Source organism: Pseudomonas sp. DSV-1 (genome assembly GCF_035830915.1).
GTDB lineage: Bacteria > Pseudomonadota > Gammaproteobacteria > Pseudomonadales > Pseudomonadaceae > Aquipseudomonas.
On record NZ_JAYMYG010000001.1, the window covers coordinates 2,294,146 to 2,320,256 of the forward strand.

At 58.8% G+C, this 26,111-nt stretch carries 16 protein-coding genes and 1 pseudogene; 9 read left to right on the top strand and 8 right to left on the bottom strand.

Annotated features, from left to right (window positions below):
- Positions 1–90: 90 nt before the first annotated feature.
- Positions 91–453, bottom strand: coding sequence for a response regulator (locus tag VSQ83_RS10825; protein ID WP_133076870.1), 363 nt, complete (start codon positions 451–453; stop codon positions 91–93).
- 175 nt (positions 454–628) lie between these two features.
- Between VSQ83_RS10825 and VSQ83_RS10830 the strand changes: the two genes are divergently transcribed.
- From VSQ83_RS10830 to VSQ83_RS10850, 5 genes are all read left to right on the top strand, one after another.
- Positions 629–4,105, top strand: coding sequence for a response regulator (locus VSQ83_RS10830; RefSeq protein ID WP_326426616.1), 3,477 nt, complete (start codon positions 629–631; stop codon positions 4,103–4,105).
- Positions 4,106–4,921 carry a CheR family methyltransferase gene (locus VSQ83_RS10835; RefSeq protein ID WP_133076868.1) on the top strand — a complete coding sequence of 272 codons (816 nt, stop codon included), beginning with the start codon at positions 4,106–4,108 and terminating at the stop codon, positions 4,919–4,921. It abuts the gene before it with no gap.
- The gene (locus tag VSQ83_RS10840) at positions 4,918–5,526 is read left to right on the top strand and encodes a chemotaxis protein CheB (RefSeq protein WP_326426618.1); all 609 of its coding nucleotides are present in this window, start codon (positions 4,918–4,920) and stop codon (positions 5,524–5,526) included. The genes VSQ83_RS10835 and VSQ83_RS10840 overlap by 4 nt, the downstream gene beginning before the upstream one ends.
- A complete protein-coding gene (locus VSQ83_RS10845) occupies positions 5,517–6,713 on the top strand; it encodes a hybrid sensor histidine kinase/response regulator (RefSeq protein WP_219263057.1) in 1,197 nt (398 codons plus the stop codon). Before VSQ83_RS10840 ends, VSQ83_RS10845 begins: the two co-directional genes overlap by 10 nt.
- Before the next feature lie 66 nt (positions 6,714–6,779).
- The gene (locus tag VSQ83_RS10850) at positions 6,780–7,157 is read left to right on the top strand and encodes a response regulator (RefSeq protein ID WP_003445176.1); all 378 of its coding nucleotides are present in this window, start codon (positions 6,780–6,782) and stop codon (positions 7,155–7,157) included.
- A 26-nt stretch (positions 7,158–7,183) separates the two neighbouring features.
- Here the strand turns inward: VSQ83_RS10850 and VSQ83_RS10855 are convergent, their stop codons facing one another.
- The 5 genes and pseudogenes from VSQ83_RS10855 to VSQ83_RS10875 all read right to left on the bottom strand — a co-directional run bounded on the left by VSQ83_RS10855 (position 7,184) and on the right by VSQ83_RS10875 (position 17,164).
- Positions 7,184–8,239 carry a tetratricopeptide repeat protein gene (locus VSQ83_RS10855; protein WP_219263055.1) on the bottom strand — a complete coding sequence of 352 codons (1,056 nt, stop codon included), beginning with the start codon at positions 8,237–8,239 and terminating at the stop codon, positions 7,184–7,186.
- 166 nt (positions 8,240–8,405) lie between these two features.
- Complete coding sequence (locus VSQ83_RS10860) at positions 8,406–9,815, bottom strand: TolC family protein (RefSeq protein ID WP_326426621.1); 1,410 nt, start codon at positions 9,813–9,815, stop codon at positions 8,406–8,408.
- On the bottom strand, positions 9,812–12,991 hold the full coding sequence (locus VSQ83_RS10865; protein ID WP_219263053.1) for an efflux RND transporter permease subunit: 3,180 nt from the start codon (positions 12,989–12,991) through the stop codon (positions 9,812–9,814). The genes VSQ83_RS10860 and VSQ83_RS10865 overlap by 4 nt, the downstream gene beginning before the upstream one ends.
- A 15-nt stretch (positions 12,992–13,006) precedes the next feature.
- Entirely contained in the window at positions 13,007–14,251 is a 1,245-nt protein-coding gene (mexE, locus tag VSQ83_RS10870; RefSeq protein WP_326426623.1) for a multidrug efflux RND transporter periplasmic adaptor subunit MexE, read from the bottom strand.
- A gap of 722 nt (positions 14,252–14,973) precedes the next feature.
- A pseudogene (locus tag VSQ83_RS10875) lies at positions 14,974–17,164 on the bottom strand (TonB-dependent siderophore receptor).
- 186 nt (positions 17,165–17,350) lie between these two features.
- Here VSQ83_RS10875 and VSQ83_RS10880 point away from each other — a divergent pair.
- The 4 genes from VSQ83_RS10880 (at position 17,351) to VSQ83_RS10895 (ending at position 23,790) form a co-directional block, all read left to right on the top strand.
- Positions 17,351–18,667 (top strand): hypothetical protein, encoded by a 1,317-nt coding sequence (locus VSQ83_RS10880; RefSeq protein ID WP_326426625.1) that lies wholly within the window; start codon positions 17,351–17,353, stop codon positions 18,665–18,667.
- 254 nt (positions 18,668–18,921) lie between these two features.
- On the top strand, positions 18,922–20,094 hold the full coding sequence (locus VSQ83_RS10885; protein WP_326426627.1) for a hypothetical protein: 1,173 nt from the start codon (positions 18,922–18,924) through the stop codon (positions 20,092–20,094).
- Positions 20,095–20,594: 500 nt separating this feature from the next.
- Complete coding sequence (gene mtlD / locus VSQ83_RS10890; protein WP_326426629.1) at positions 20,595–22,721, top strand: bifunctional mannitol-1-phosphate dehydrogenase/phosphatase; 2,127 nt, start codon at positions 20,595–20,597, stop codon at positions 22,719–22,721.
- Between the two features lie 61 nt (positions 22,722–22,782).
- The gene (locus VSQ83_RS10895; RefSeq protein ID WP_326426631.1) at positions 22,783–23,790 is read left to right on the top strand and encodes an Ldh family oxidoreductase; all 1,008 of its coding nucleotides are present in this window, start codon (positions 22,783–22,785) and stop codon (positions 23,788–23,790) included.
- A gap of 228 nt (positions 23,791–24,018) precedes the next feature.
- Here VSQ83_RS10895 and VSQ83_RS10900 read toward each other — a convergent pair whose 3' ends face one another.
- The gene (locus tag VSQ83_RS10900) at positions 24,019–24,936 is read right to left on the bottom strand and encodes a dihydrodipicolinate synthase family protein (protein WP_326426633.1); all 918 of its coding nucleotides are present in this window, start codon (positions 24,934–24,936) and stop codon (positions 24,019–24,021) included.
- Between the two features lie 85 nt (positions 24,937–25,021).
- A complete protein-coding gene (locus tag VSQ83_RS10905; RefSeq protein WP_326426635.1) occupies positions 25,022–26,050 on the bottom strand; it encodes a trans-3-hydroxy-L-proline dehydratase in 1,029 nt (342 codons plus the stop codon).
- Positions 26,051–26,111 lie beyond the last annotated feature (61 nt).

A 26,111-nucleotide genomic window follows, 5' to 3' on the forward strand; every position in this document is an offset into this window, starting at 1 on the left:
GTCGCTGCCGCAGGCTGCGATAAGGGCCGCAGGACCTTCAAAAAGCGGGGCCGCTACGCAGCCCTCGCAGCCTGCGGCAGCGACTACACGTCAGGCGGTCAGCAGGCTTTTGACTTTGTCGCGCAACTGATCAATGGAGAAAGGTTTGCCAATCACCGCCATGCCTTCTGCGACCTCAAGGGTTTCGGCATAGCCGCTGGCAAACAGGATGGGCATTTTTTCGCGCAATTGGCGGGCCTTGGCTGCCAGCTCCCGGCCGTCCATGCCCGGCAACCCGACGTCGGTCATCAGCAGGTCAATGGGCTGGGCCGCATTCTCCAGCAGTTCCATGGCCTGCTCGCTGCCGTCGGCTTCAAGCACGCTGAAGTCCAGTTCTTGGAGCACGTCTACGATCAGCATCCGAACAATGGCGTCGTCTTCGACCACCAGGATGGTGGAGGGTGTTGCGGACATAATCATGATCTCGATAAAAAATGTAAGCGTGGGTCTCGCTGCAGCAAGGATAGCCTTGCCCAGCATCTGAATGTGCCTCTTTGTACGAAAATGTTCTTTGTCGGGTAAGAAAATAGAACTATTGCTCGGTAATCCGGCAAACTCCAGTTTTTTAAGACTGCCCACAGGCCTGAAAATGAACTCACCTGTATCAATTGATGAGCGAAGCTTTCGCAAGCTTCTGAGTCGCAACGTTGGCTTGCCCCTGGCTGTCGGCGTGCTCAGTGCCGCGTTATTCGTGATCATGGTCAGCTATTTGTTATCAGTGATCAGGTGGGTGGAGCACAGCGACCGGGTTATCAGTAATACCAACGACGCCGTGCGGCTGACGGTGGATCTTGAAAGCGGCATGCGCGGGTTCCTGATTACGGGCGATGAGCATTTTCTGGACCCCTATGCCGTTGCCAAGCCGCAAATTGCGCTCCAGTTGAAGGGGTTGCAGGAGCTGGTCAGCGACAACCCGCAGCAGGTCGACCGGCTGAAACGCCTTGAGGCGTTGCAAAATGAGTGGAATGCCTACGCCCAGTCGATGGTCGATCTGCGCCGTCAGGACGGCGATTACCGTGCGGCCATACAGGCGGGGCGGGGCAAGCGCCTGGCGGATGAAATCCGCAAGGAATATGACGACTTCATTCAGATGGAACAGCAGCTACGGGTGGCTCGCAGCGAAGAGGTGAGTCGCACTACGATCATCAGTATTGGCCTGTATCTGATTTTCGTGCTGGGTTTGAGCGGCTTTTTGGCCTATATCGGTCGTCGCGATTTGCTTGAACTTTCAAAGAGTTACAACAATGCCTTCGAGTCGCAGATCAATACTGCCCAGCGCCTGGAACAACAGGCCTGGCTGCGCAACGGTCAGACCGAGCTGGCGGAGCAGGTGCTGGGGCGCCTGACGCTCAACATGTTGGGCCACAACATCCTGCAGTTCTGTGCCCAGTACCTGGGATCCGTAGTGGCGGCCGTCTATGTGCGTGAAGATCACGGCGACCTCAAGCGTGTGGCCAGTTACGGATTTTCCCGCGAGCAAGAGGCGCAGGGCCAACTGATTCGCAACGGCGAAGGGATTGTCGGGCAGGCAGTCAAGCAGGATCAGTTGATTCGCCTGGACAACGTACCCGCCGACTATTTCTCCAAGGTCAGCTCCGGGCTGGGCGAAGGCAGCCCTCGCAGTGTGCTGGTGGTGCCCACCAGTGATGATGATCGCGTCAACGGGGTCATCGAGCTGGGCTTCCTCAGGCCCCTGAGTGAGCGAGACATAGAGCTGTTCGAATTGATCGCCGACAACATCGGCATGTCGATTGAAGCGGCGCGCTATCGCCAGCGCCTGCAAGAGGTGCTGGCCGAAACCCAGCAGCTCAATGAGCAACTGCAGGTGCAGCAGGAGGAACTCAAGACCGCCAACGAGGAACTCGAAGAGCAGTCGCGCATTCTCAAAGAGTCCCAGACCAGCCTCGAAACCCAGCAGGCCGAGCTGGAGCAGACCAACGAAGAGTTGGCCGGCCAGCGGGATGCAATGGACCGCAAGAACACCGAACTCAACCAGGCCCAGGTGCAACTTGAAGAGCGGGCTGAAGAGCTGCAACGCTCCAGCAAGTACAAGTCCGAATTCCTGGCCAACATGTCCCACGAGCTGCGCACGCCGCTGAACAGCTCCTTGATTCTGGCCAAGCTGCTGTCCGAAAACCCGCAGCAGAACCTCAGCGCAGAACAGGTCAAGTTTGCCGAGTCTATTTACTCGGCGGGCAATGACCTGCTTAACCTGATCAACGACATCCTGGACATTTCCAAGGTAGAAGCCGGCAAGCTGGAAGTGCGCCCTGAGCACACCAGCGTGGCACGGGTGGTCGAAGGGTTGCGCAACATGTTCCAGCCGCTGGCGGGCGACAAGTCCCTGGGCTTTGAGGTCCAGTTGCAGCCCGGCACGCCGCCCATGATCTACACCGACAGCCAGCGTCTGGAGCAGATCCTCAAGAATTTGCTGTCCAACGCGGTCAAGTTCACGGAGCAAGGCCAGGTCAGCCTGACGGTATCCTGTCAGCCGGGCGAAGGGATTGCCTTTACCGTGAGCGATTCCGGTATCGGCATTTCCGAGGAGCAACAAGACTCCATTTTCGAAGCCTTCCGCCAGGCCGACGGCACCACCAACCGCCGCTACGGCGGCACAGGGCTGGGCCTTTCGATCTCCCGTGATCTGGCGACATTGCTGGGCGGTTCGATCGATGTCAGCAGCGAGCCGGGCAAGGGCAGTATCTTTACCCTGATCCTGCCACAGCAGTTTGTGGAGCACGGCGAAGAACCCGTGCAACTGCCTGTCGGCCCCGCGCCACGGGTTGCAGTGCGGGTACCTGAGCCCCGGCCGCTGCTTGCCGTTGAGTCTGCGGCGGTGATTGAGCGCTTCATGGATGACCGCGACCAGGCGCCATTTACCACGCGCTGTATTTTGGTGATTGAGGATGAACCCAACTTTGCACAGATCCTCTTCGATCTTGCACATGAATTGGGCTATCGCTGCCTGGTTGCCCATGGTGCGGACGAAGGTTTCAGTCTGGCGGTGCAGTTCATTCCCGATGCAATCCTGCTGGACATCCGCTTGCCGGACCACCCGGGGCTCACGGTGTTGCAGCGCCTGAAGGCTATGGCGTCGACGCGGCATATACCGGTTCACGTCATTTCCGCCGAAGACCGGGTTGAAGCCGCGATGCACATGGGGGCGGTGGGCTACGCCTTGAAACCGACGACCCGTGAAGAGCTGAGAAATGTGTTCGCCCGCCTGGAGGCCAAGCTGACGCAGAAGGTCAAGCGTGTGCTGCTGGTCGAGGATGATGACTTGCAGCGCGACAGCATTGCCCGCCTGATCGGCGACGATGACATCGAGATCACCGCGGTCGGCTATGCCCAGGAGGCGCTCGACCTGCTGCGCACCACTGTTTACGACTGCATGATCATCGACCTCAAGTTGCCCGACATGCTGGGCAATGACCTGCTCAAGCGCATGTCGACCGAAGATATCTGCTCGTTCCCGCCGGTGATCGTCTACACCGGGCGCAATCTGACCCGGGATGAAGAAGCCGAGCTGCGCAAGTATTCGCGCTCCATCATCATCAAGGGCGCCCGCTCACCCGAGCGGTTGCTCGATGAAGTGACATTATTTCTGCACAAAGTCGAATCTCAGTTGTCCCATGATCGGCAGACGATGCTCAAGACCGCTCGCAGCCGCGACAAGGTGTTCGAGGGCCGCAAGATTTTGCTGGTGGATGACGATGTACGGAACATCTTTGCTTTGACCAGTGCGCTGGAACAGAAGGGCGCCATTGTGGTCATCGGTCGCAATGGACGCGAAGCCATCGAGCGCCTGGACGAAGTGGAAGATATCGACCTGGTGTTGATGGACGTGATGATGCCCGAGATGGATGGCTACGAAGCAACCGTCGAAATCCGCAAAAACCCGCGCTGGCGCAAGCTGCCGATCATTGCGGTCACGGCCAAGGCAATGAAGGACGATCAGGAGCGCTGCCTGCAGGCAGGTTCCAATGACTACCTGGCCAAACCGATTGATCTGGATCGACTGTTTTCGTTGATCCGGGTCTGGCTACCGAAAATGGAACGACTCTAAGTGCAACGAAACACTGACATCGAGTTAAGGCTGCTGATCGAAGCGATCTATCTCAAATACAGTTATGACTTTCGCGATTACTCCGGCGCCTCGATCAAGCGCCGGGTCAATCATGCATTGCGTCAGTTTGACTGCAGCACCATTTCGGCCCTGCAGGAGCGCATCCTCCATGACCCGACGGCCTTTATGCAGTTGCTGCAGTTCCTGACCATTCCAGTGAGCGAGATGTTTCGCGATCCGGAGCATTTTCTGGCCATTCGCCAGGAGGTGGTGCCGATCCTCAAGACCTACCCGTCGCTCAAGATCTGGATTGCGGGGTGCAGCACCGGCGAGGAGGTGTATTCAATGGCCATCCTGTTGCGTGAAGAAGGCCTGCTGGATCGCACCATCATCTATGCGACCGACATCAATCCGCGCTCTCTGGAAAAGGCCAAGCAGGGAATTTTCTCCCTGGACAATATCCGGACCTATACCCACAACTACCAAAAGGCCGGTGGTCAGCGTTCGTTTGCCGATTACTACACCGCCGCCTATGACTACGCGATTTTTGACAAGACGCTGCGCGAGAACGTGACCTTCGCCGATCACAGCCTGGCGACGGATAGCGTGTTCTCAGAAACCAATTTAATTTCATGTCGTAACGTATTGATTTATTTCAATAAGAATCTTCAAAACAGAGCCTTTGGTCTGTTCGAGGAGTCGTTGTGTCACCGCGGATTTCTGATGCTTGGGAGCAAGGAGACCCTGGATTTCTCGGACTACAGCAAACAGTTTTCCCCCGTGCTCAAGCAAGAACGGATCTACCGCAAGCTATGAAAAACCATGACCGTTACCTGACCGATCCCAGACCTGTCGAGGCGGTGGTGATCGGTGCGTCTGCGGGCGGGGTTGAAGCGTTGCTGACTATTTTTTCCGAGCTCAAGCCTGGCTTCCGGCTGCCGATTATCGTGGTGCTGCACTTGCCCGAAGAGCGGCGCAGCCAGTTGGCCGAGGTGTTTGCCCGGCGCTTGCCATTGGCGGTCAGGGAGGTTCAGGACAAACAGCCGATTGTGCCGGGCACCCTGTACTTTGCTGGCCCCGGGTATCACGTTTCGATTGAGCAGGATCACAGTTTTTCCTTGAGCCAGGAGGAGCCGGTGCATTACTCGCGACCTGCCATTGACTACCTGTTCGAATCCGCGGCCGATGTGTATCAACAGCGTCTGGCTGCCATTTTACTGACGGGCGCCAATCGGGATGGTGCCCAGGGGCTGAGCGTGGTCCAGCAGTCGGGCGGCCTGACCATTGTCCAGGACCCTGACGAGGCACAGGTTGCGACCATGCCCCGTGCGGCACTGGACCTTTTTCAAACGGACTGCATCCTTCCTTTGCGCGGCATCGGCCGTCTGCTTGTCGAGCTGGAACATAGCCAATGCTACTAAACGAAATTCAAGCCAAGCTGCTGATCGTCGATGACCTGCCGGAAAACCTGCTGGCGCTCGAAGCACTGATCAAGCGCGAAGATCGCATCGTGTACAAGGCCTTGTCTGCGGATGAGGCGCTGTCGTTGCTGTTGCAGCATGAGTTTGCGATGGCCATTCTTGACGTGCAAATGCCCGGCATGAACGGTTTTGAGCTGGCCGAGTTGATGCGCGGCACGGCCAAGACCAAAAACATCCCCATCGTGTTTGTCAGTGCCGCAGGGCGCGAGATGAACTATGCCTTCAAGGGCTATGAAAGCGGTGCGGTGGACTTTCTGCACAAACCGCTGGATATCCACGCGGTCAAAAGCAAGGTCAATGTCTTCGTCGAGCTTTATCGCCAGAGCAAGGCCATGAAGCAGCAGGTCGAGGCCCTGGAGCAGAGCCGTCGCGAGCAGGAGACTTTGCTTGCGCAGTTGCAACTGACCCAGGTCGAGCTTGAGCGCGCGGTGCGCATGCGTGACGACTTTATGTCGATCGTCTCCCATGAAGTGCGCACGCCGCTCAACGGGCTGATCCTGGAAACCCAGTTGCGCAAGATGCACCTGGCCCGCGATAACGCGGCGGCGTTCACCCTGGAAAAGATGCACGCCATGGTCGATCGTGATGAGCGTCAGATCCAGAGCCTGATCCGCCTGATCGAAGACATGCTCGACGTGTCGCGTATCCGCACCGGCAAGCTGTCGATCAGGCCTGCCGAGTTTGATTTGGCCCGTACAGTCGGGCAATTGCTGGAGAATTTCGCGGCCCAGATCAGCGCTGCGCAATCGAGTGTCAGCTTCACTGCACAAAAGCCCGTAGTGGGGCAGTGGGACGAGTTCAGAATTGAGCAAGTGATTTCCAATCTGCTGACCAATGCCTTGCGTTACGGTGCTAAAAAGCCCATTGATGTGTCTGTGTATATGGACGGTGATCAAGCTGTCGTGGATGTGCGCGATCAGGGCATCGGCATCAGCCAGGAAAACCAGCAGCGGGTGTTCCAGCAATTTGAGCGGGTTTCAGCCAGTCAGGTGGCTGCCGGGCTTGGCCTGGGGTTGTTTATCTCGGAACAGATCGTCGCGGCACACAGCGGCACCATCAGCGTGCAGAGCGAACTGGGTGAGGGCGCCTTGTTCAGGGTTTGCCTGCCGCTTGCACAAAAGACTTAAACTCGGCGCAACCTATGACCGCGCTCGGGGTCATACTGGCAGCGACGGCATGAATTAAGGTTTCCCATGAGTGAAGATGCGCAAGATGTTGTTTTGATTGTCGAAGATGACCCCTCGATCCTGATGGTCCTCAGCGCCTACCTGTCCGGCGAAGGCTACCGGGTATTGCAGGCCGAAAACGGCGAACAGGCGTTCGAGATTCTGGCGAGCAAGCCCCATCTGGACCTTATGGTGACCGACTTCCGCCTGCCGGGCGGAATATCCGGGGTGCAGATTGCCGAGCCAGCGTTGAAGCTGCGGCCTGACCTGAAAGTTATTTTTATCAGCGGCTACCCTGCCGAGATCCGTGATACGGGCAGCCCGATCACCCTGACGGCGCCGATCCTGGCCAAGCCGTTCGACCTCGATACCCTGCAAGAGCAGATCCAGAAACTATTGGCCTGAATGCCCGCTCTCACAGGGGATATGAATCACAAACCCTGCTGCAACGACGGGTCATCAGGGTTCATCTGCTCAAGCTGCGCCAGCAGCACCTGCACATTCTGCAATTGCCCGGCTTCTTTCCAGTAGCCGATCAACAATACCCGCGCCTTGCGATTGGCCGGTTGGCGTTGCAGCAGCTCTTCGAGCTGACGTTGCGCGGCTTCAAGCTGGTCCAGGTCATGGAGGGCGGTCGCCAGCTTGTACCGGTAATCACTGTTGTCCGGTTCCAGCTCAACGGCCTTTGCCAGGCCCAGCAGGGCGTATTCCGTCTGGCCATGGTTTAGCAGCCAGATCCCCAGGGCATGTTGCAGGTACGCGGAATCGGGATGGGCTTCAAGCTGCCTGGCCAGCATCTGTCGCGCCTGCTCGTCCTTGCCGCGTTTTTCCAGCAGCTCGATCTGCGCGACGACTGCCTTGAGGTTGTCCGGGTCCAGGCGGGTGACTTGCTCCAGTGCGGCCTGGGCTTCGTCCAGTTGACCTTCGTGCAAATACAGACGGGCGAGTTGGCCCTGTGCCTGCGGGTCGTCGGGCCTGGTTTTGAGGTCGCGCTCGAATTCGTCGATCACTTGCTGCAACGGGCCGAAGTACAGCCCCTGTTCGTCCGGCGACAGGCCGAGCAGGGCATTGGCGGCGGCAAAGCGCACGCTCTGTTCGGTGTCATCCAGCAGCGGGCCCAGCAGCAACGTGCGCTGGGCGTTGGGCACCAGGCCGACAATACTCTGGATCGCGGCTATGCGTACCACGGGCGAGGGGTTATGCAAGTCAGCGTCTGCCAGTTTCAGTGCCAGCGGGCTTGGGTAATTGGGCAGCTCGGCATGCAGGCTGGCGCGCCGGGTATCTGACAAGTCCTTGCGGGCCAGTTGCTGATAGAGCACGCGGGCGGCGCCGGGCTTGCCGTTTTGGGCCATGTCCAGGGCGATGGAGAATCGTTGACTGACGGATTGCGTGGGAACGGCAGGATCAGGGCGCATCGAATACCAAAGACCGGCGGCGATGAGCGCTGACAGAAAGCTGATTGCGAGGTAGCGGCGAGGCTGGGTCATCCAATATCCAGAAGCATGCGTGCGTATGGGGTGCAAGAGTGGGTGAGTCGGGAGCTGGAGTCAAACGCAGCCTTCGACAGCTGCTACGGGCAAAAAAAAGCCCCGCGACCGAATGAGCGCGGGGCTAAAAATTGGTTGGTTGCGGCCAACCAAAGGAGCTCTTGAATCAGTGTGCGCTGGCGACGGTCTCGGCTTGCCAGCCACCACCCAGTGCTTTGTAAATCGCTACTACGCCGCGATACAGCTCAACCTCGGCCTGGGCCTGGCTGTCTTCTGCGGCCAGTCGCTCCCGTTGGGCGTCGAGCAGCACCAGAAAGTCCACCGTGCCTTCGCGATAGCGAATAGCAGCCAGATCCGCTGCGATCCGGCTGGATTCGCTTTGACGAATCAACGAGACCAGACGTTGCTGGCGCTTGCCGTAATCGCTGAATGCGTTTTCGGACTCTTCCAGCGCCAACAGCACCTGCTGCTCGTAACTGGCCAGTGCGCCATCAGCCTCTGCACCGGCACCGCGCAGACGCGCACGCACGCTGCCCAGGTCAAACGCCGGCCAGGTAATGCGCGGGCCCAGCGCCCAGGCATTGGCTGCAGCCGAGCCTATTTGCGAGCCGCGTCCGGCGGTAAAACCGAGAAAACCACTCAGGCTGACCCGAGGGAACAAATCGGCCTTGGCCACCCCGATCCGGGCAGTGGCGGCTGCCAGCTTGCGCTCGGCACTCAGGATGTCGGGCCGGCGCTGCAGCAAATCGCCGGGGTTTCCGATGTTCAGTGCCTTGGCAATGGCCGGCAACTGCGCCGGGCTCAAGTCAACGCTGAGCTGCTCAGGGCGCTGGCCCAGCAGAGTGGCGATGCGATTGCGCTCACGCACCTGCTCGGCCTGCAGTTGCGGCACGCTGGCCTCAACCGCGGCCAGGCGGGCGTCGGCACGCATGACGTCCAGTTGATCGCCAACACCTGCGTCACGCATGCTTTCGGTAATGGCCTTGGAGTCTTGCTGGTTCTTCAAGTTGGCCAGGGCAATCCGCTCACGCAGTTGGGCGCCGCGCAATTCACCGTAGGCATCCACCAGTTCGGCAATCATGGTCACTTGCAGCTGGTACAGATCCGCTGCAGCCACTTGCTCGTCGGCATCGCTGGCCTCCAGTTCACGCTGGATACGACCAAACAGGTCGACTTCCCAGGCCATGTCCAGGCCCAGGTCATAGCGTTCACTGTTGACCCGCTTTTCGGTCTGGCCCGGAATCTGGCCCTTGCCGAAATCGCTGCTGGCACGGCTGGTGATGGTCGGCATGATGTCATTGCTGACGTCATCGCGAATCGCCCGGGCTGCACGCAGGCGGGCAAAGGCCACGCGCAACTCGCGGTTGCCGGCCAGTGACTGAGTCACCAGCTGGTTGAGGGTCGGGTCGTCGAACTGCTGCCACCAGATCCCTTCAAAGTGCGCCCGGTCAAAGCCCTTCAGGTTATCGGCACTGATATGGGCAGGCTCTGTGGCCGGGGTCTTGTAGTCCGGGCCTACGGCGCAAGCGCTCAAGGCCAGCACCAACAGACTCGGCAGAAAAACTTTCACGCTCATTGTTGCGACTCCAGCTTGAGGTGCTTGGCCGCTTTGCGCGCTTCACTGCGCTCCACATAACGGCGGATCAAGACATAGAACACAGGCGTCAGCAGCAGGCCGAAGAAGGTCACCCCGAGCATCCCGGAGAACACCGCAACACCCATGGCGTGGCGCATTTCTGCACCTGCACCGCTGGACAGCACCAGAGGCACCACGCCCATGATGAAAGCGAAAGAGGTCATCAGGATCGGCCGCAGACGCAGGCGGCAGGCTTCAAGTACCGCATCCAGCGGGCTCATGCCTTCTTCCTGTTTGTCCTTGGCAAACTCCACAATCAAGATCGCGTTCTTGCACGCCAACCCCACCAGGACGATCAATCCGATCTGGGTGAAGATGTTGTTGTCACCCCCCGACAGAATCACACCGGTAATGGCTGACAGCAGGGTCATCGGCACAATCAGGATCACCGCCAGTGGCAGGCTCCAGCTTTCGTATTGGGCGGCCAGTACCAGGAACGCCAGCAGAACACAGAGCGGGAACACGAACAGCGCGGTATTGCCTGAAAGGATTTGCTGATACGTCAGCTCCGTCCACTCGAAGGTCATGCCGTTGGGCAGCTCTTCCTTCAGCAGTTTTTCCATCGCCGCTTCTGCCTGGCCCGAGCTGTAGCCCGGTGCTGCGCCGCCGTTGATTTCTGCGGTGACAAAGCCGTTGTAGTGCATCACGCGATCGGGCCCGGCGGTGTCGCTGACCTTGATAAAGGTCGCCAGCGGGATCATTTCGCCCTTGTTGTTACGCACTTTCAGCTGGCCGATCTGCTCGGGCTCCAGGCGGAACTGCTGTTCGGCTTGCACGTTGACCTGATAAGTACGACCGAAGCGGTTGAAATCGTTGGCATACAGCGAACCCAGATAGATTTGCAGGGTGTCGAAGATGTCGCTGATGGCCACGCCGTGGGTCTTGGCTTTTTCACGGTCGATGGCTGCATCGACTTGCGGTACGTTGACCTGATAGCTGGTGAACAACCCGGCCAGTTCCGGCACGCTGCGGCTCTTGGTGATCACGTTCTGCACTTCTTTGTACAGCTCGTCATAGCCCAGACCTGCGCGGTCCTCGACCTGCAGGCGGAAACCGCCAATGGTGCCCAGCCCCTGTACCGGAGGCGGCGGGAAGATGGCGATGTAGGCTTCCTGGATGTCGGCAAACTCTGCGTTCAACGTGGCGGCAATGGCAGCGGCAGACTGGCTCGGGTCTTTGCGTTGATCAAAGTCCTTGAGCGCAACAAACACGATGCCGCTGTTCGGGCTGTTGGTGAAGCCGTTGATCGACAGGCCAGGGAAGGCGATCGAGTTGGCAACGCCAGGCTGCTTGAGGGCCAGCTCCGACATGCGCTTGATCACTTCTTCACTGCGATCCAGGCTTGCAGCGTCCGGCAGTTGCGCGAAGGCCACCAGGTATTGCTTGTCTTGCGGCGGTACAAAGCCGGTTGGCGTGTGGGCAAAACCTGCCCAGGTCAGCGCCATCAGGCCTGCATACACCAGCATGGCGATACCGCTGCCACGAATGATCCGGCGCACCGTGCCCACATAGCCGTTACTGGCCTTGACGAAGAAGCGGTTGAACGGACCAAACAGCCAGCTGCCGAACAGGCGATCCAGTACGCGGGTAAAGCGGTCTTTGGGCGCGTGATGACCTTTGAGCAATACCGCGGCCAGTGCCGGGGACAGCGTCAGCGAGTTAAAGGCCGAGATGACTGTGGAAATGGCAATGGTCAGGGCGAACTGCTTATAGAACTGGCCGGTCAGGCCCGAGATAAATGCAGCCGGAATAAACACCGCGCACAGCACCAGGGCAGTGGCGATGATCGGCCCGGTCACTTCGCGCATGGCCCGCTTGGTAGCGTCCACGGGGTTGAGCCCCAGCTCGATATTTCGCTCGACGTTTTCCACCACCACAATCGCATCGTCCACCACGATCCCGATGGCCAGTACCAGACCGAACAGCGACAACGCGTTGAGCGAAAAGCCAAACATGTGCATCACTGCGAACGTACCGATCAGCGATACAGGCACAGCGACCAGCGGGATAATCGAGGCGCGCCAGGTTTGCAGAAACAGGATAACAACCAGTACAACCAGAATCAGTGCTTCAAACAGGGTATGGACCACCGCCTCAATCGAACCACGAACGAAGATCGTCGGGTCGTAGACAATGTCGAAGTCCATGCCTTCGGGGAAGCCCTTCTTCAGCTCGGCCATCTTGGCGCGAACGTCATTGGAGATCTGGATCGCATTGGAGCCGGGACGTTGGAAGATCGGGATCGCCACCGCCGGCTGGTTGTTCAGCAGCGAGCGCAGCGCGTACTGGCTGGAGCCCAGTTCGACCCTGGCAATGTCTTTGAGGCGAGTGATCTGGCCATCATCGCCTGCGCGGATGATGATGTTTTCGAACTCTTCTTCAGTGACCAGGCGGCCCTGGGTGTTGACCGACAGCTGGAAGCTGGACGCATTGGGGGCAGGCGGAGCACCCAGGGCACCGGCGGCGACCTGACGGTTCTGTTCGCGGATGGCCGTCACCACATCGGTGGCGGTCAGGTTGCGCGACGCGGTTTTGTTGGGGTCAAGCCATACGCGCAGCGAGTAGTCACCCATACCGAACATCTGCACATCGCCGATACCGTTGAGCCGCGCCAGTTCATCCTTGATGTTGAGGATGGCGTAGTTGGACAGGTACAGCATGTCGTAACGCTGGTCCGGTGAGGTCAAGTGCACAACCATGGTCAGGTCGGGCGATGCCTTGTCCACCGTAATACCGATGCGTGTCACTTCCTCGGGCAGCTTGGGCTGGGTGCGGGTCACCCGGTTTTGCACCTGCACCTGGGCGTTGTCCAGGTCAGTGCCCAGGGCAAAGGTGATGGTCAGGGTGATCTTGCCGTCAGCGGTGGACTGCGAAGACATGTACAACATGTTTTCAACACCGGTGATGGCCTGCTCCAGTGGCGCCGCGACGGTTTCGCCGATCACTTTGGGGTTGGCACCGGGGAAGTTGGCGCGCACGACAACGGTAGGCGGGACCACTTCCGGGTATTCACTGATCGGCAACTGGAACAGCGAAATGCCGCCCGCAATCAAAATCAGCAAGGAAAGTACAGCGGCGAAAATCGGCCGCTGAATGAAGAACTGGGAAAAATTCATCGGAGTTATCGTCCCTTAACCGCGAGGAGTCGCGACACTGGCCAACTTCGGCGCGCCAGGGGCGGGCTTGATTTGAGGCAGGTTGCTGGCTTCCAGGGCTTGTCGTTGTTGTGCCAGTGCGGCGAGGGTCTGCTCGTTGGCCATCGGGATCACTTCAGGGGCTACCGGCGAACCGGGGCGCACTTTCTGCAAGCCCTTGACGATGATCGTGTCGTCCTTGCTCAGGCCGCTGCGAACAATACGCAGGCCTTCGATTTTCGGACCCAGATCCACGGCGCGGTAGACCGACTTGTTGTCGGCACCCATCACCAGCACGAATTTTTTGCCCAGGTCGGTACCGACCGCTTCTTCATTGATCAGCACGGCGGAGTAGGTACCGCTGCCCACCAGCTTGAGCCGTGCATACAGCCCTGGCGTGAAGTTGCCGTCGGCGTTGTCGAACACCGCGCGACCACGGATGGTGCCCGTCTGCGGATTGACCTGGTTGTCGACGAAGTTCATCTGGCCCAGGTGCGGGTTGCCGTCTTCGTTGGACAGGCCGAGATAGACCGGGGTGCTCTGGCCGCGTTGACCCTGACGGGCAAGCTGGTTGTATTTGAGGAACACGCGCTCGTCGGCATCGAAGTAGGCGTACACCTTGTCGGTAGACACCACGCTGGTCAGTGGCGTGACATCAGCGGTGACGATGTTGCCCGCGGTGATTTCGGCACGGCTGACGCGGCCACTGATTGGGGAGGTTACGCGGGTAAAGCTCAGGTTGAGCTTTGCCAGGTCCAGTTGCGCCTGGATGGCAGCGACACCGGCACGTGCAGCCTGGGCTGCGGTGCTGCGTGAGTCGGCCAGTTCAGCGGAGATCGCATTGCTCTGGCGCAGGCGCTCACCGCGCTGGGCTTCGTTTTCGGTGCGGGTGGCGTTGGCGCGGGCTTGTTGCACTTCGGCTTCAAGGCGGCGGACTTCAGCCTGGAAGGGGCGAGGGTCAATCTGGAACAGCAGGTCGCCCTTTTTCACCAGGGCGCCCTCGTTAAAGGCGACCTGATCAATCTGGCCCGACACGCGTGGACGTATTTCGACTGTTTCCGGAGCTTCAAGGCGACCGGTGAACTCGTCCCATTCATTGACCGGCTGTTCAAGCACCTTGGCCACACTGACTTTTGCAGCGGGAGCAGGAGCAGTCGCGTCCGGGGTTTTGCCGCATGCACTCATCACCACGATGGCCAAAGCCGCGAGAGGGAAGCGCAAATGTTTAAGTGACTGTTCCATGAGGGGGAGTCCGCCAATCTATTGAGATGGGCGGATAATGCTGGCGCGCGTGCCGGGGAACGAATCGAACCCAGCGAAGATCAATATCATCCGGAATGATACAAAGCGTAACCAAGCCCTCTAGCCTGCGCTTTTTGTTAGGGGGCTATCAATTAAATTTTGCTTAATGTTGTTGCGAGGAGTTGCAGCTACCAATCTGTAGTCGCTGACGAGCCGTGCGAGGCTGCGTCCTGCTGCGCAGCAGTCGTAAAGTCGGCTTCCACGGTTAGTCAGGCATACCGCGTGTACCGGTTTTGCGACCGCTTCGCGCTCGAACGCAGCCTCGTTCTACTCGTCAGCGACTACAACGGGTAGGTTGCGAACTGTAGTCGCTGACGAGCCGTGTGAGGCTGCGTCTGGCTGCGCAGCAGTCGTAAGGTCGGCTTCCACGGTTAGTCAGGCATACCGCATGTACCGGTTTTGCGACCGCTTCGCGATCGATCGCAGCCTCGTTCTACTCGTCAGCGACTACAACGGGTAGGTTGCGAACTGTAGTCGCTGACGAGCCGTGCGAGGCTGCGTCCGGCGGCGTAGCCGTCGTAAGATCAGCTTCCACGGTTCATCAGGCAAACCGCGTGTCCCGGTTTTACGACCGCTTCGCGCTCGAACGTAGCCTCGCACGGTTCGTCAACGCCCACAAAAAGTCGGGCAGGGTCTAAATCCGGGACTAACGAAGCCAAACCCTAGAAATTGATCGAAGCACTCAGTCTTGCCGTCAGCGGCGCCCCCTGGAACACATAGTTGTCGCCCATGTATTCCCCTACATCCCGCCAGTAGCGCTTGTCGAACAGGTTATCGACCGTCAGGCGAAAGACGGTGTCGTAACCGTCGATACGGGTGCTGTAGCGGCTGCCGATATTGAAAATAGCGTAAGCATCAGCCTGGGTCTGACCCAATTGACTGGCGTATTTCTTGCCGCTGTATTGAACGCCGCCGAGCAGTGCCAGGCCATCGATCCAGGGCAGGGCGTAGTCACCATGAAGGCTGGCACGCAGGGTAGGGACGTTGATGGTTTGATGGCCCTCATAGTCCGGTGTGCCGCTGCCCGTGACCCGTGACCGGATCACCGCCACACTCGCACCCACCTGCAGGCGTTCGCTGGCCCAGCCGTTGGCTGCCAGCTCCAGCCCGGTGTTCTTTTGTTGCCCCTGTTGCACGAAGATGAATGAGCCGTCGCTCTGGGGCTCGGAGTACTGGTATGCCTGACGGATCTGAAACAGCGTGGCGCTCAGGCTGATGCGCTGCCAGTCATACTTGATCCCGGCTTCGATCTGCCGCGATACGGTGGGGGGGCAGGATTTGATATCGATTCGTTGCAAACCACGGCGCTTCCGCGCCCAGGGACAGGCCCTTGCTGTAGCGCGTATACAGCGTCATGTTTTGCACCGGTTTGTAGATCAGCGCGGCCTGGGGCAGGAACTCATAGCGTTGGGTGTGTCGGGTGGTGTCGCCATTGCTGTCGAAAGTCCTTTCGTCCAGACGCACTTCGCGCCCGCCGATCATGGTCTGCCACTGCTCGTTAAAGCTGATCAGGTCATTGAAAAACACTCCGTACTGGCGGCTGTCCAGACGGCGATAGCTGTCGTTGACGGGACCCTGGTAGCGCGCAAATTGCTCGGGTTCGGTATCAATGTTGCCGGTGCCGATCATCTCGTTGATCAGCTCGCGCTGATCGACCACGCGTCGAAAGGCACTGGTGCCCACTGTCAGCTCGTGGCCGATGCTGGCGGTATCAAACTTGCCGCTAAGTGCTGCCTGAACTTCATCGTTGCGCCGGGTATCGTCGGGGCTTCGGAAGTCGTAGATGTCGTAATTGCCTTCAGGGCTGAAGTAGTTGGGTACTGGCGCGCTGGAGCAACTGGCGGAGCCATAGCAGCCCCAGGCAAACGAACTGTAATCGTCAATCACCACCTTGCTGCGTGATGCGCTGAGGCTACCCTTCCAGTTGTCACTGAAGCGGTACTCAAAGTTGCCGTTGATATTGAGTGAATCAATGGTCACCGGCTTGGAGCCGCTCTGGTGTGCCAGCAGTTTTTTCGGTGAGGCGTGGTGTGGCAGCTCGGTGCCGCCGAGCAATTGATAGCCCGGAACCGAACGCTGCTCCTTGTTTTGATACTCCACGTCCAGTTGCAGCAGGGCATCGGGGCTGATGTTCCAGTCGAATGCCACGGATGCAAAATCACGCTGGCCATTGGCGTGTTCGACCCAGGAGTGAATATCTTCGTGGGCGACGTTGGCGCGCAGGCCGAACTGCTGTTCGCTACCGAACCAGCCACCCACGTCGGCGGCCAGATAACCGCTGCCACGGTCGTCGGTCGAGACAGTGACCGAACGCACATCGGCTGCGCGCTTGGTCACGTAATTGACCACACCGCCGGGCTCCGAAACCCCGCTTTGCAAGCCCGAAAGCCCTTTGAGCAACTCCACCTGCTGCTTGTTTTCCAGCCCGACATTTTGTTCGCCGGTGATGGTGCGGCCATTGATCTTGTAGCTGTTGGCCGAATTGAGCGAGAAACCGCGCACCACGAAATTTTCGTAATAGCCGACCGGGGCATAGCTCTCGCCCACTGAGGCATCATTTTTCAGCACATCACTGAGCAGGCGGGCTTGTTGATCTTCAATCAACGCATCGGTAAACACCGAGATCGCTGCGGGGGTATCGAGCAATGGCGCCGCCTCAAAACCACCCACCCAGGCGTTGTCTGCCTGGTAAGCCCCGTTATCCTCGGCGGTGACGGCAGTGGCAGGCAGTTCGGTTCGGGCTGCGTGTGCCGCAGGCATGGCGCTGCCCAGCAGCACGCCTAGGCTGAGCAAACCGAACCGGAACCGCGGATCGGCCCCAGTCTGGTTGAACGTGCGGTAAAGCCTTTTCATGCACAACTCCTGAACGATGGACAGGCGTGTCAGCGATGCCTGTCTAACAAACGCGCCATCATACAGATCCGCTGAGAAACGCACCTTTGTGATGCATTTGCCAGGCTCGTAGTGTGCAGCCAAGTCTTTATTGTTGACATAATTTGTGTTATAATTAGATAGACACTTATTGCTTGCGCGAGTTGAATGAGCGCCCCCTCGGCAAATTTTGCGTCTTCTACCATGAAAACATGTAATAAAGTGCAGTCACCCGCTGGTGCATTGGCAAGCTTTTTATTGTGTGGGTTTCTGCTCTTTCTGACAGTGTTTTTTGCCCCCCATGCTCAAGCATTGACGGCTGAAATCACTGCTGTTTTCAACCCCGATCCGGGCAACCCTCAGGTCAACCAGTTCAAAAACACCACGCCTAATTCCGGTATTTGCGCCAGCTACCCCAGCATATGTATTCCCAGAGGTTACTTCAGCATCGGTTTACGTAATCTCGAGGCACGTTCGCAGAGACCGATTCTGGCTAACCATGCCAATGTCAGAGACGGTGCGATGTTCAAGGTCCCGGCCGAACCGAGATCCGTTCAAGTGACCAACTCCCGTGGGCAGGTGGCGCAGGTGCAGTTTTCCATTTCGGCCCTGGGTGGAACCAACTGGACCCGTGACGTCAGGCTGATGACAGGCATACCGACAAACAGTGCAACTACCGCTCAGAGCCATCTTTGGGGCGGGTTCCAGTGGGGCTGGAGTTCGCCAGCGGCTTGCCCGCGGGGGCCTGCGATGGGACCTTCTTATACGGGCGCCAATTTCTTTTGGTTTACCCCTCAGCCCGTACCCTGTGGCGTTTCTCCGGCGTATGAGATCGACAGTCTGATAATGTCCAATATCAGCGTGTCGTACCTGATGACCTCTCCTGATCCCCTGCGAATGGAAACAGGCACTTATCGCGGCTCGATCACCTATTCGGTGGGGCCGGGCGGGGACTTCGATTTTGGCGACAATCTGCTCCCTACCGACAACAGTGTCACCCTCAATTTCACCCTGGACGTTCAACACACCCTCAGGTTTCAGTTTCCGGCCAACAGCAGTCGTATTGAACTGATCCCTGGCGGCGGCTGGCAGCAATGGTTGAACCAGGGGCGTCGGCCGCAAAGGCTCTGGGCTGATCAGGGTTTCAACATCTCGTCGTCCACCCCGTTCAGCATGGCACTGCAATGCGAATACCTGGTGGGCACCCTGTGCGGGATACGAAACCCAACGGGTCATACGGTGGCGGTTGAAACTCGGCTGACACTGCCAAATGGCTTGCGCGACGCCTCGGATCAACCGGTGAACCGCCAACTGCTAAGCACAACGCCTGCCGTCTATTCCCCCAGTTTCTACGTGGATAACGGTCAAGCGAAACTGCACTTTGAAGTGGCCCAGGATCAGATGCAAAGCATGCTCAATGATCATTCGGGCAGCACGTACAGAGGCACCATCACGGTTATCTCGGACAGTGAAATCAATTATTGATTCGCTGCGCCAGGCCCTGATCATCAAACCCGCCATCCGGCCCGTTCGTGGGGGTGTGACGTTTTTGTTGTGCAGGCCATTTAAGTAAACGCAATGTTTAGTCGCTTTATAGATAGACGCCCTTTAACCCGAGTCAAAGTCTGCCCATGCGCCTATCTGCCAAAAAAAAGCTCACAGTACCTATACTTGCAAGATGGCTACTTTGTAGTTGTCTTGCTCTTCTGACAGGGTTTTCAGCGCCTCAAACCCAGGCGTTGACAACCAATATCACGGCTGTTTTCAACCCTGATCCGGCCAATCCGCAAGTCAACCAGTTTAAAAACACCACGCCCAATTCTGGTATTTGCGCCACGTATCCCGGCACATGCATTCCACGGGGGTATTTCAGCATCGGTTTTGGTGGGTTCCAGGCGATATCGCAGACGCCGATTCTGGCCAACCACGCCAATGTTCGGGACGGTGCGATGTTCAAGGTCCCTGCCGAACCGAGGCCCGTGCAAGTGGTTAGCGCGTCGGGGCAGGTGGCCGAGGTGTTTTTTTCCATTTCGGCCCTGAGCGCAACCATCCGAACCCGTGACGCCAGGCTGATTGTCGGTATGCCAACAGCAGAACATAATTACGCTCACAGCTTGCTTTGGGGCGGGCGACCGTGGGGATGGAACTCACCAGTGGCATGCCCAAGGGGAGCGGGGATGTATGCGGGTACCACATTCTCCAATTTCTTCTGGTTTACCCCGCAGCCTGTGTCTTGCGGCTTTCCTCCTGCGTATGAGATTGACTGGCTGAAGTTTGACAATATCAGTGTGTCTTACCTGATGACTGCCCCGGATCCATTGAGAATGGAGACGGGTACTTATAGCGGCTCCATCACTTATACGGCCGGCCCGGGCGAGGACTTCGACTTTGGCGACAACCTTCTTCCCACCGATAATAGTGTCACCTTCAATTTCAGCCTCGAGGTTCAACATACCCTCAGGTTCCAGTTCCCGGCCAACAGTCTTCGGGTCGTGCTCAACCCCGCCGGCGGCTGGCAGCAATGGTTGAACCAGGGGCGTCGGCCGCAAAGGCTCTTTGCTGATCAGGGTTTCAGTCTCTCGTCGTCCACCCCGTTCAGCATGACGCTGCAATGTGAATACCTGATGGGCACTCAGTGCGGGATACGAAATCCTGCGGGCCATCTGGTGGCGGTGGAAACTCGATTGACACTGCCCAACGGCTTGCGCGATGCCTCGGATAGCCCAGTGGAACGCCAACAGTTGAGCACGACGCCTGCGGTGTACTCGCCCAGTTTTTACGTGGATAACGGCCAGGCAAAACTACACTTTGAAATCCCGCGGGATCCGATGCAAAGCATGCTGGATGCTCATTCGGGCAGTACGTACCGGGGCACGATTACCGTTGTTTCAGACAGCGAAATCGATTTTTAGTGAGGCAATCGTGGAGCAGGCGCAGAGGGGGCTCGCAATGGCATCAGCCCCCTTGCGAACTGACGCCAACCTTGATTTAGACGCGCTACATGGGTTATAGCTAAAAGGGTATCCAATCGCATTACAGGAAATTTCAACGCCCTTATGGATGGAATCACACGTATCAATCGCCGGTTCGGCTCACACTTCGCATCCCTGATTGCGAGTTGTGGGCCTCACGTCAAATGCTGCAATCATGCAGTCACAGGGTTTGTTTCCCGCCTTCTTGCACACACCGCATTACCTCTGCTCAGGCCCTGCTTTGCGGGCAGCTGCGCCAACTGGCGCCATTGTTACGTCCCTCCACCTGATTATTGCTGACCACTCGCCGTTCCGGTGCGCTCACGCCCCGCTTTCAATGGTGCGTCCTGCTGCCCGGCATTTGTATTTGAAACCACTTTTTGATTCGAAGCGTTTCAGCGAGCGAAGCCAAAAGTCTCGCCTTACAAGGAGCTGTGCTCATGATTTATTTTCAGGGTAAACGAATTTTCAGTGCCATCTTCGATATGGACGGCACCATGTTTGACACCGAGCGCTTGCGCTTTAAAACACTCAAACAGGCAGCCATCGAGATTCACGGCACGCCGCTCAGTGAAGAAACACTGATGGGGTCACTGGGCTTGAGCGCCAAAAAAGCCGAGGCGCTGGCCAAGGCCAATCACGGCCAAGACTTCCCGTATGCGCAAGTCCGCCAGCGTGCCGATGAGCTTGAACTGGCCCATGTGCGCAATCAGGGTGTGCCGATCAAGGACGGCCTGCTGGAAGTGCTGGAGCGTTTGCGCAAGTACGGTCTGACCATGGCCGTGGCCACGTCGAGTCGCCGGGCCATCGCCGAGGAATACCTGATCAATGCCAACGTGCTCAAGTATTTCGACGTCACGGTGTGTGGCGATGAAGTCAGTCAGGGCAAACCCCACCCCGAGATATTCCTCAAGGCGGCCAGTGCCCTGAATTGCCTGCCACAGCATTGCCTGATGCTGGAGGATTCGGAGAACGGCCTGCTGTCGGCGATACGTGCCGACGGGCAACCGATCCTGATCGAAGACATCAAGCCTCCGGCACCCGAGGTCAAGGCCGGAGCACTCATGGCGTACCAGACCATGCACGGTTTTCTGGGTGATCTGAATGAGTGCATGCCCGACCTGGGCACCCCGGCGCTGACCGAGAGCTTCCCGCCGACACTCAACCAGTTCAGTGCCGGGATTCATGGTTTTGGCGCGATGGGAGGTGGCTACCTGACGCAAATCTTCTCCCATTGGGATGGCTACACGCGCCCCTGCGAGATCATCGCCGCCACCCGCTCACGGATGCTGCGCGAGACCATCCAGGCGTTTGGCCGCTTCAGCGTGCGCTATACCGCCACGTCCTTCGACCAGACCATCGACAACCTCAACATGATCGACATGGACGACGCCGAAGCGGTGATCCGTATGTACGACGTGGCGGAAATTGTCGGGCTGAGCCTTCCGGAAACGGCGATCCGCAAGCAGGCGGGGGTGATTGCCAAGGGCCTTATCCGTCGCTACGAACGACGGGGCCGGGAGCTGACGATCCTGATCGTGCTGAACAAGGTCGGCGGAGCGGACTTTGTGCGCCGGCATGTGCAGGCGCAACTGGAGCTGCTGGTTTCCCCCCAGCTGTGCCAACAGATTCTGGACAACACCCATTTCGTCGAGACAGTGGTCAGTCGCATCGTCTCCAAACTGTCCAACGAAGCCCTGGTGCGCCAGTTGCGGATCAAGTCGAAGATATTCCAGAACAGCTTGAGTGACGAGGTCGATACCCCGAAGGCCGAAACCCGCACACCGGTGCCCGAATATGAGCGCCTGATCAGTCGCTTTCGACCTTTTGCCCAGTCCAGTAACGCCCTGAGCCAGTTGCACCTGATCCTGTTCAACAGCGAGCCGGACATGCCCCTGTATGCGCAGCGGTGCAGCAACCTGCTTGAGCGATTGCGCCAGGTGAAGACGGTGGACGACATCACCCAGACCCAGGTGATCAAGAACCTGCTGTGGAATGGTCCCCACGCGATCATTGCCTGGTACGCCAGCCTGCTCGGGTATTCCTGGTTGGGGCAGGGCATGGGCGATCCCCGTGTGAGTGCGTTGGCCCGGCGCTTGATCGGCGAGGCTGTCGGCCCGGCCCTGGTGGCCGAAAACCCCCATATGGCGGACGCCGTGGCCGGCTTTTCGGCTACCTTTCTGGAGCGTTGCAACACCTCCTTCAAGGATCCCTGCGCCCGTGTAGGGCGTGACCCGCTGCGTAAACTGCAACGCAACGAGCGGATTTTTCGCAGTATCGACCTGGCCAAAAAACACGGGATCGACAGCAGCGCCCTGGAACTGGGCACCGCGTTGGCGCTGCATTACGCGTTGCGTACAACCGACAGCAAGGATCAGGAATGCCAGCTGATGCGCACGCTGTACCGGGACGGCGGCAGCATTGAGGCGGTACTGACCTATGCGGGGAGCTACAACGGCCAGCCATATCCGGGGCTGGACCCGATAAAGGATGCTGCGCTGATCGAGTCTGTCTGCGCTCATTTTCATGGCCCTGTCTGTGCTGAATTCGTCATGTCAGTGGCTTGATTCGATCAAGCCGCAGGGCCTGCAATGGGCCAGTCTGTAAGGTCTGTTCAAGGAGCTGATCATGATCCGACTGACCCTGGCCCAGGCTTACGAGCTGGCCGAATCGATCTTGTTGCATAACGGTTTCAATCCGGCCCATGCCCGCGCGGTGAGTGAAACGGTGCTGGCCGGGGAGCGTGATGGTTGCGCCTCTCACGGCTTGTACCGGGTGCTGGGCTGTATCAATTCGCTGCGCGCGGGCAAGGTCTCGGCCGACGCCGTGCCGCGCGTGATCGATCAGGCGCCTTCGATTGTGCGGGTGGATGCGGGGGGCGGTTTTTCCCAGTTGGCCTTCCAGGCGGGTCTGCCGTTACTGCAGGACAAAACCCGGGCTAACGGTATTGCGGCGTTGGCGATCAATCGGTGTGTGCATTTTTCGGCACTGTGGGTAGAGATCGAACAATTGACGGCGGCCGGTCTGGTGGCATTGGCCTGCAACCCGAGCCATGCCTGGGTTGCGCCTGCCGGCGGCAGCCAGCCGGTCTTTGGCACCAACCCGATTGCGTTTGGCTGGCCACGGGCGGGCCGTGATCCTTTTGTCTTTGACTTTGCCACCAGTGCGATTGCCCGTGGCGACATCGAGTTGCATCGCCGGGCAGGCAAGTCGATACCTGAAGGCTGGGGCGTTGACGCTGAGGGGCGGCCGAGCACCGACGCCAATGTCGTGCTGGATACGGGCGCGATGCTGACGTTCGGCGGGCACAAGGGGTCTGCGCTGGCTGCGATGGTGGAATTGATTGCCGGGCCCTTGATCGGAGATTTGACCAGTGCCGAATCCTTGGCTTACGACGCGGGCAGCAAGTCGTCGCCATACCATGGCGAGTTGATTATCGCGTTCGATCCGCAGCGCTTTCTGGGGGCTGCAGCCGAGCAGCATCTGGCACGGGCAGAAGTGTTGTTTGAGAGTATCGAAGGGCAGGGCGCCCGTTTACCGTCGCAACGCCGTTACGATGCGCGGGCGCGAAGCCAGGTGGAAGGGGTGCAGATCCCGCAGGCGTTGTACAACGATCTGCGGGCATTGTTGAATTGAGGACATTGTGCGGGCGGTGAAACCCTCTCGATCGCAGCGACTACAGCACGGAGTTGGTGACGAATCTGTAGCCGCTGACGAGCCGTGCGAGGCTGCGATCGGCGGCGAAGCCGTCGTAAAATCGGTTCCCACGGTTAGTCAGGCATACCCCGTGCGCCGGTTTACGACCGCTACACCGCCGATCGCAGCCTCGTTCTACTCGACAGCGACTACGGAACGCCTCACCGGCTACAAGCCGACATCGGGCAACTGCGGACGGTTGGCCAGGGCCTTGGCCATGATCCGCTCGACAAATTCACGGTCTTCCCGGGGCAGGGCCAGGCGCGGTGGGCGGGTCAGGGCGCTGCCGCGACCGGCAATGGCCTCACACAACTTGATGCACTGCACCAGGTCGGCGCGGGCGTCCAGGTGCAAAATCGGCATCAACCACTCATAGATCGGCATGGCTTCAGCAAAACGCCCGGCCTTGGCCAGGCGGAAGATGGTTTCGCCTTCTTTGGGGAATACGTTGGACATCCCCGATACCCAACCCTCGGCACCCACGGCGATGCTTTCGAGCACCACGTCGTCCAGACCTGCAAACAGCACAAAACGGTCGCCGACTTCATTGCGAATGTCGATAAAGCGCCGGGTGTCGCCCGAGGAGTCCTTGAAGCACACCACGTTGTCGCAATCAGCGAGGGAAATCAGGATTTCAGGGGTGACGTCATTTTTGTAGATCGGCGGGTTGTTGTAGACCATAAGCGGAACGTCGGCGTTTTTGGCCACGTAACGATAATGTTCGGCCGTTTCAAAAGGCTTTGAGCCGTAGACCAGCGCGGGCATCAACATCACCCCGTCGACCCCGACCTTGCGCACGGCATTGGCCACCTTGGCGGCTTGCACGCTGGTGAACTCGGCCACGCCACAGATCACCGGTACACGACCGCGAGAGGCATCCACCGCGACCTCGGTCACGGCGATTTTTTCTTCGGCGGTCAGCGAGGTGTTTTCCCCCACCGATCCGCACAACACCAGGCCCGAGACGCCGTCGCGAATAACGTTGGAAATCACCTGGTGGGTCTTGTCCAGGTTGATGGTGAAGTCATCGTTGAATTGAGTGGTCACCGCAGGGAAGACGCCACTCCAGTTGATGCGCTTGCTCATTGTTTGTTGCCTCCGGTTACATTGATGGTATTTCGTATACGATTAAATTCAAAAAAAGGCCTTCGTATCAGCGCTGTGGGGGGGGTTACGCACCCGGCCAGGTGTCCGACAGGCGATAGCCCTGTGGCCACGGGTCGCTTGGGTCCAGCAGTAACTGATGGGTGCCGGTGATCCAGGCCCGGCCAGAGATGCACGGGTAGATCGCGGTGCGTCCGGCGACTTCGGTCATGGAGTCGATGCGGCAATGGAACTCGGAACCGATGATCGAGCGCCCGATAAAGCGATCACCCACCTTGAGCACGCCCTTGGCCTGCAATACCGCCATGCGCGCCGAGCAGCCGGTGCCGCAGGGCGAACGATCGATCTTGCCCGGACGGATCACCACTGCGTTGGCACCACTGGCAATCCCGTTCTGGTACTCCATGGGGGCTGCAATCTGGCAAAAGGAGATATGCGACCAGTCGGGGTTCAGCGGGTGGACAAAGCCCAGTTGCTCGTTGGCCGCACGGGTGATTTTCAAGCCGATTTCAACGATGTCTTTCGCTTCGTCCGGGCTGATCGAAAACCCCAGTTCCCGGGCATCGGCGAGTACGAAACTGTCGCCGCCATAGGCGGTGTCGACCTTGAGCGAGCCAAGGCCTTCAACTTCGATCCAGGCATCCAGACGGTCCGCGAATGACGGTACGTTCTTGATCTCGACCCGTTGCACCTTGCCGTCCCGGCAATCGGCCACGGCTTCGATCAGTCCGCCCGGGGCTTCGAGCACCAGTCGGGTTTGCGGTTCGGTCATCGGCAAAATGCCGCTGTCGAGCAACACCGTGGAGACGCATATCGAGTTGGAGCCCGACATCGGCGGCGTGTCGGCCGGCTCCATGATGATCCAGGCCATTTGTGCCCGTGGATCCTTGGCCGGAACCAGCAGGTTGACGTGGCGGAACACGCCGCCACGAGGTTCGTTGAGGACGAAGTTGCGCAGGGTTTCGTCCTGGGCAATCCACCGCGACTGTTCCCACACGGTGGCACCCGGCGGCGGGGCCACGCCACCTACAATCACGTCGCCAACCTCTCCCTCGGCGTGACAACTGACCACATGAACGATTTTCGATGACCGCATGGCTTGCTCCTGTTGTGTTGAGGTGGGCCTTGTCGCGAGCATGCCCGCGCCCACAGTGACT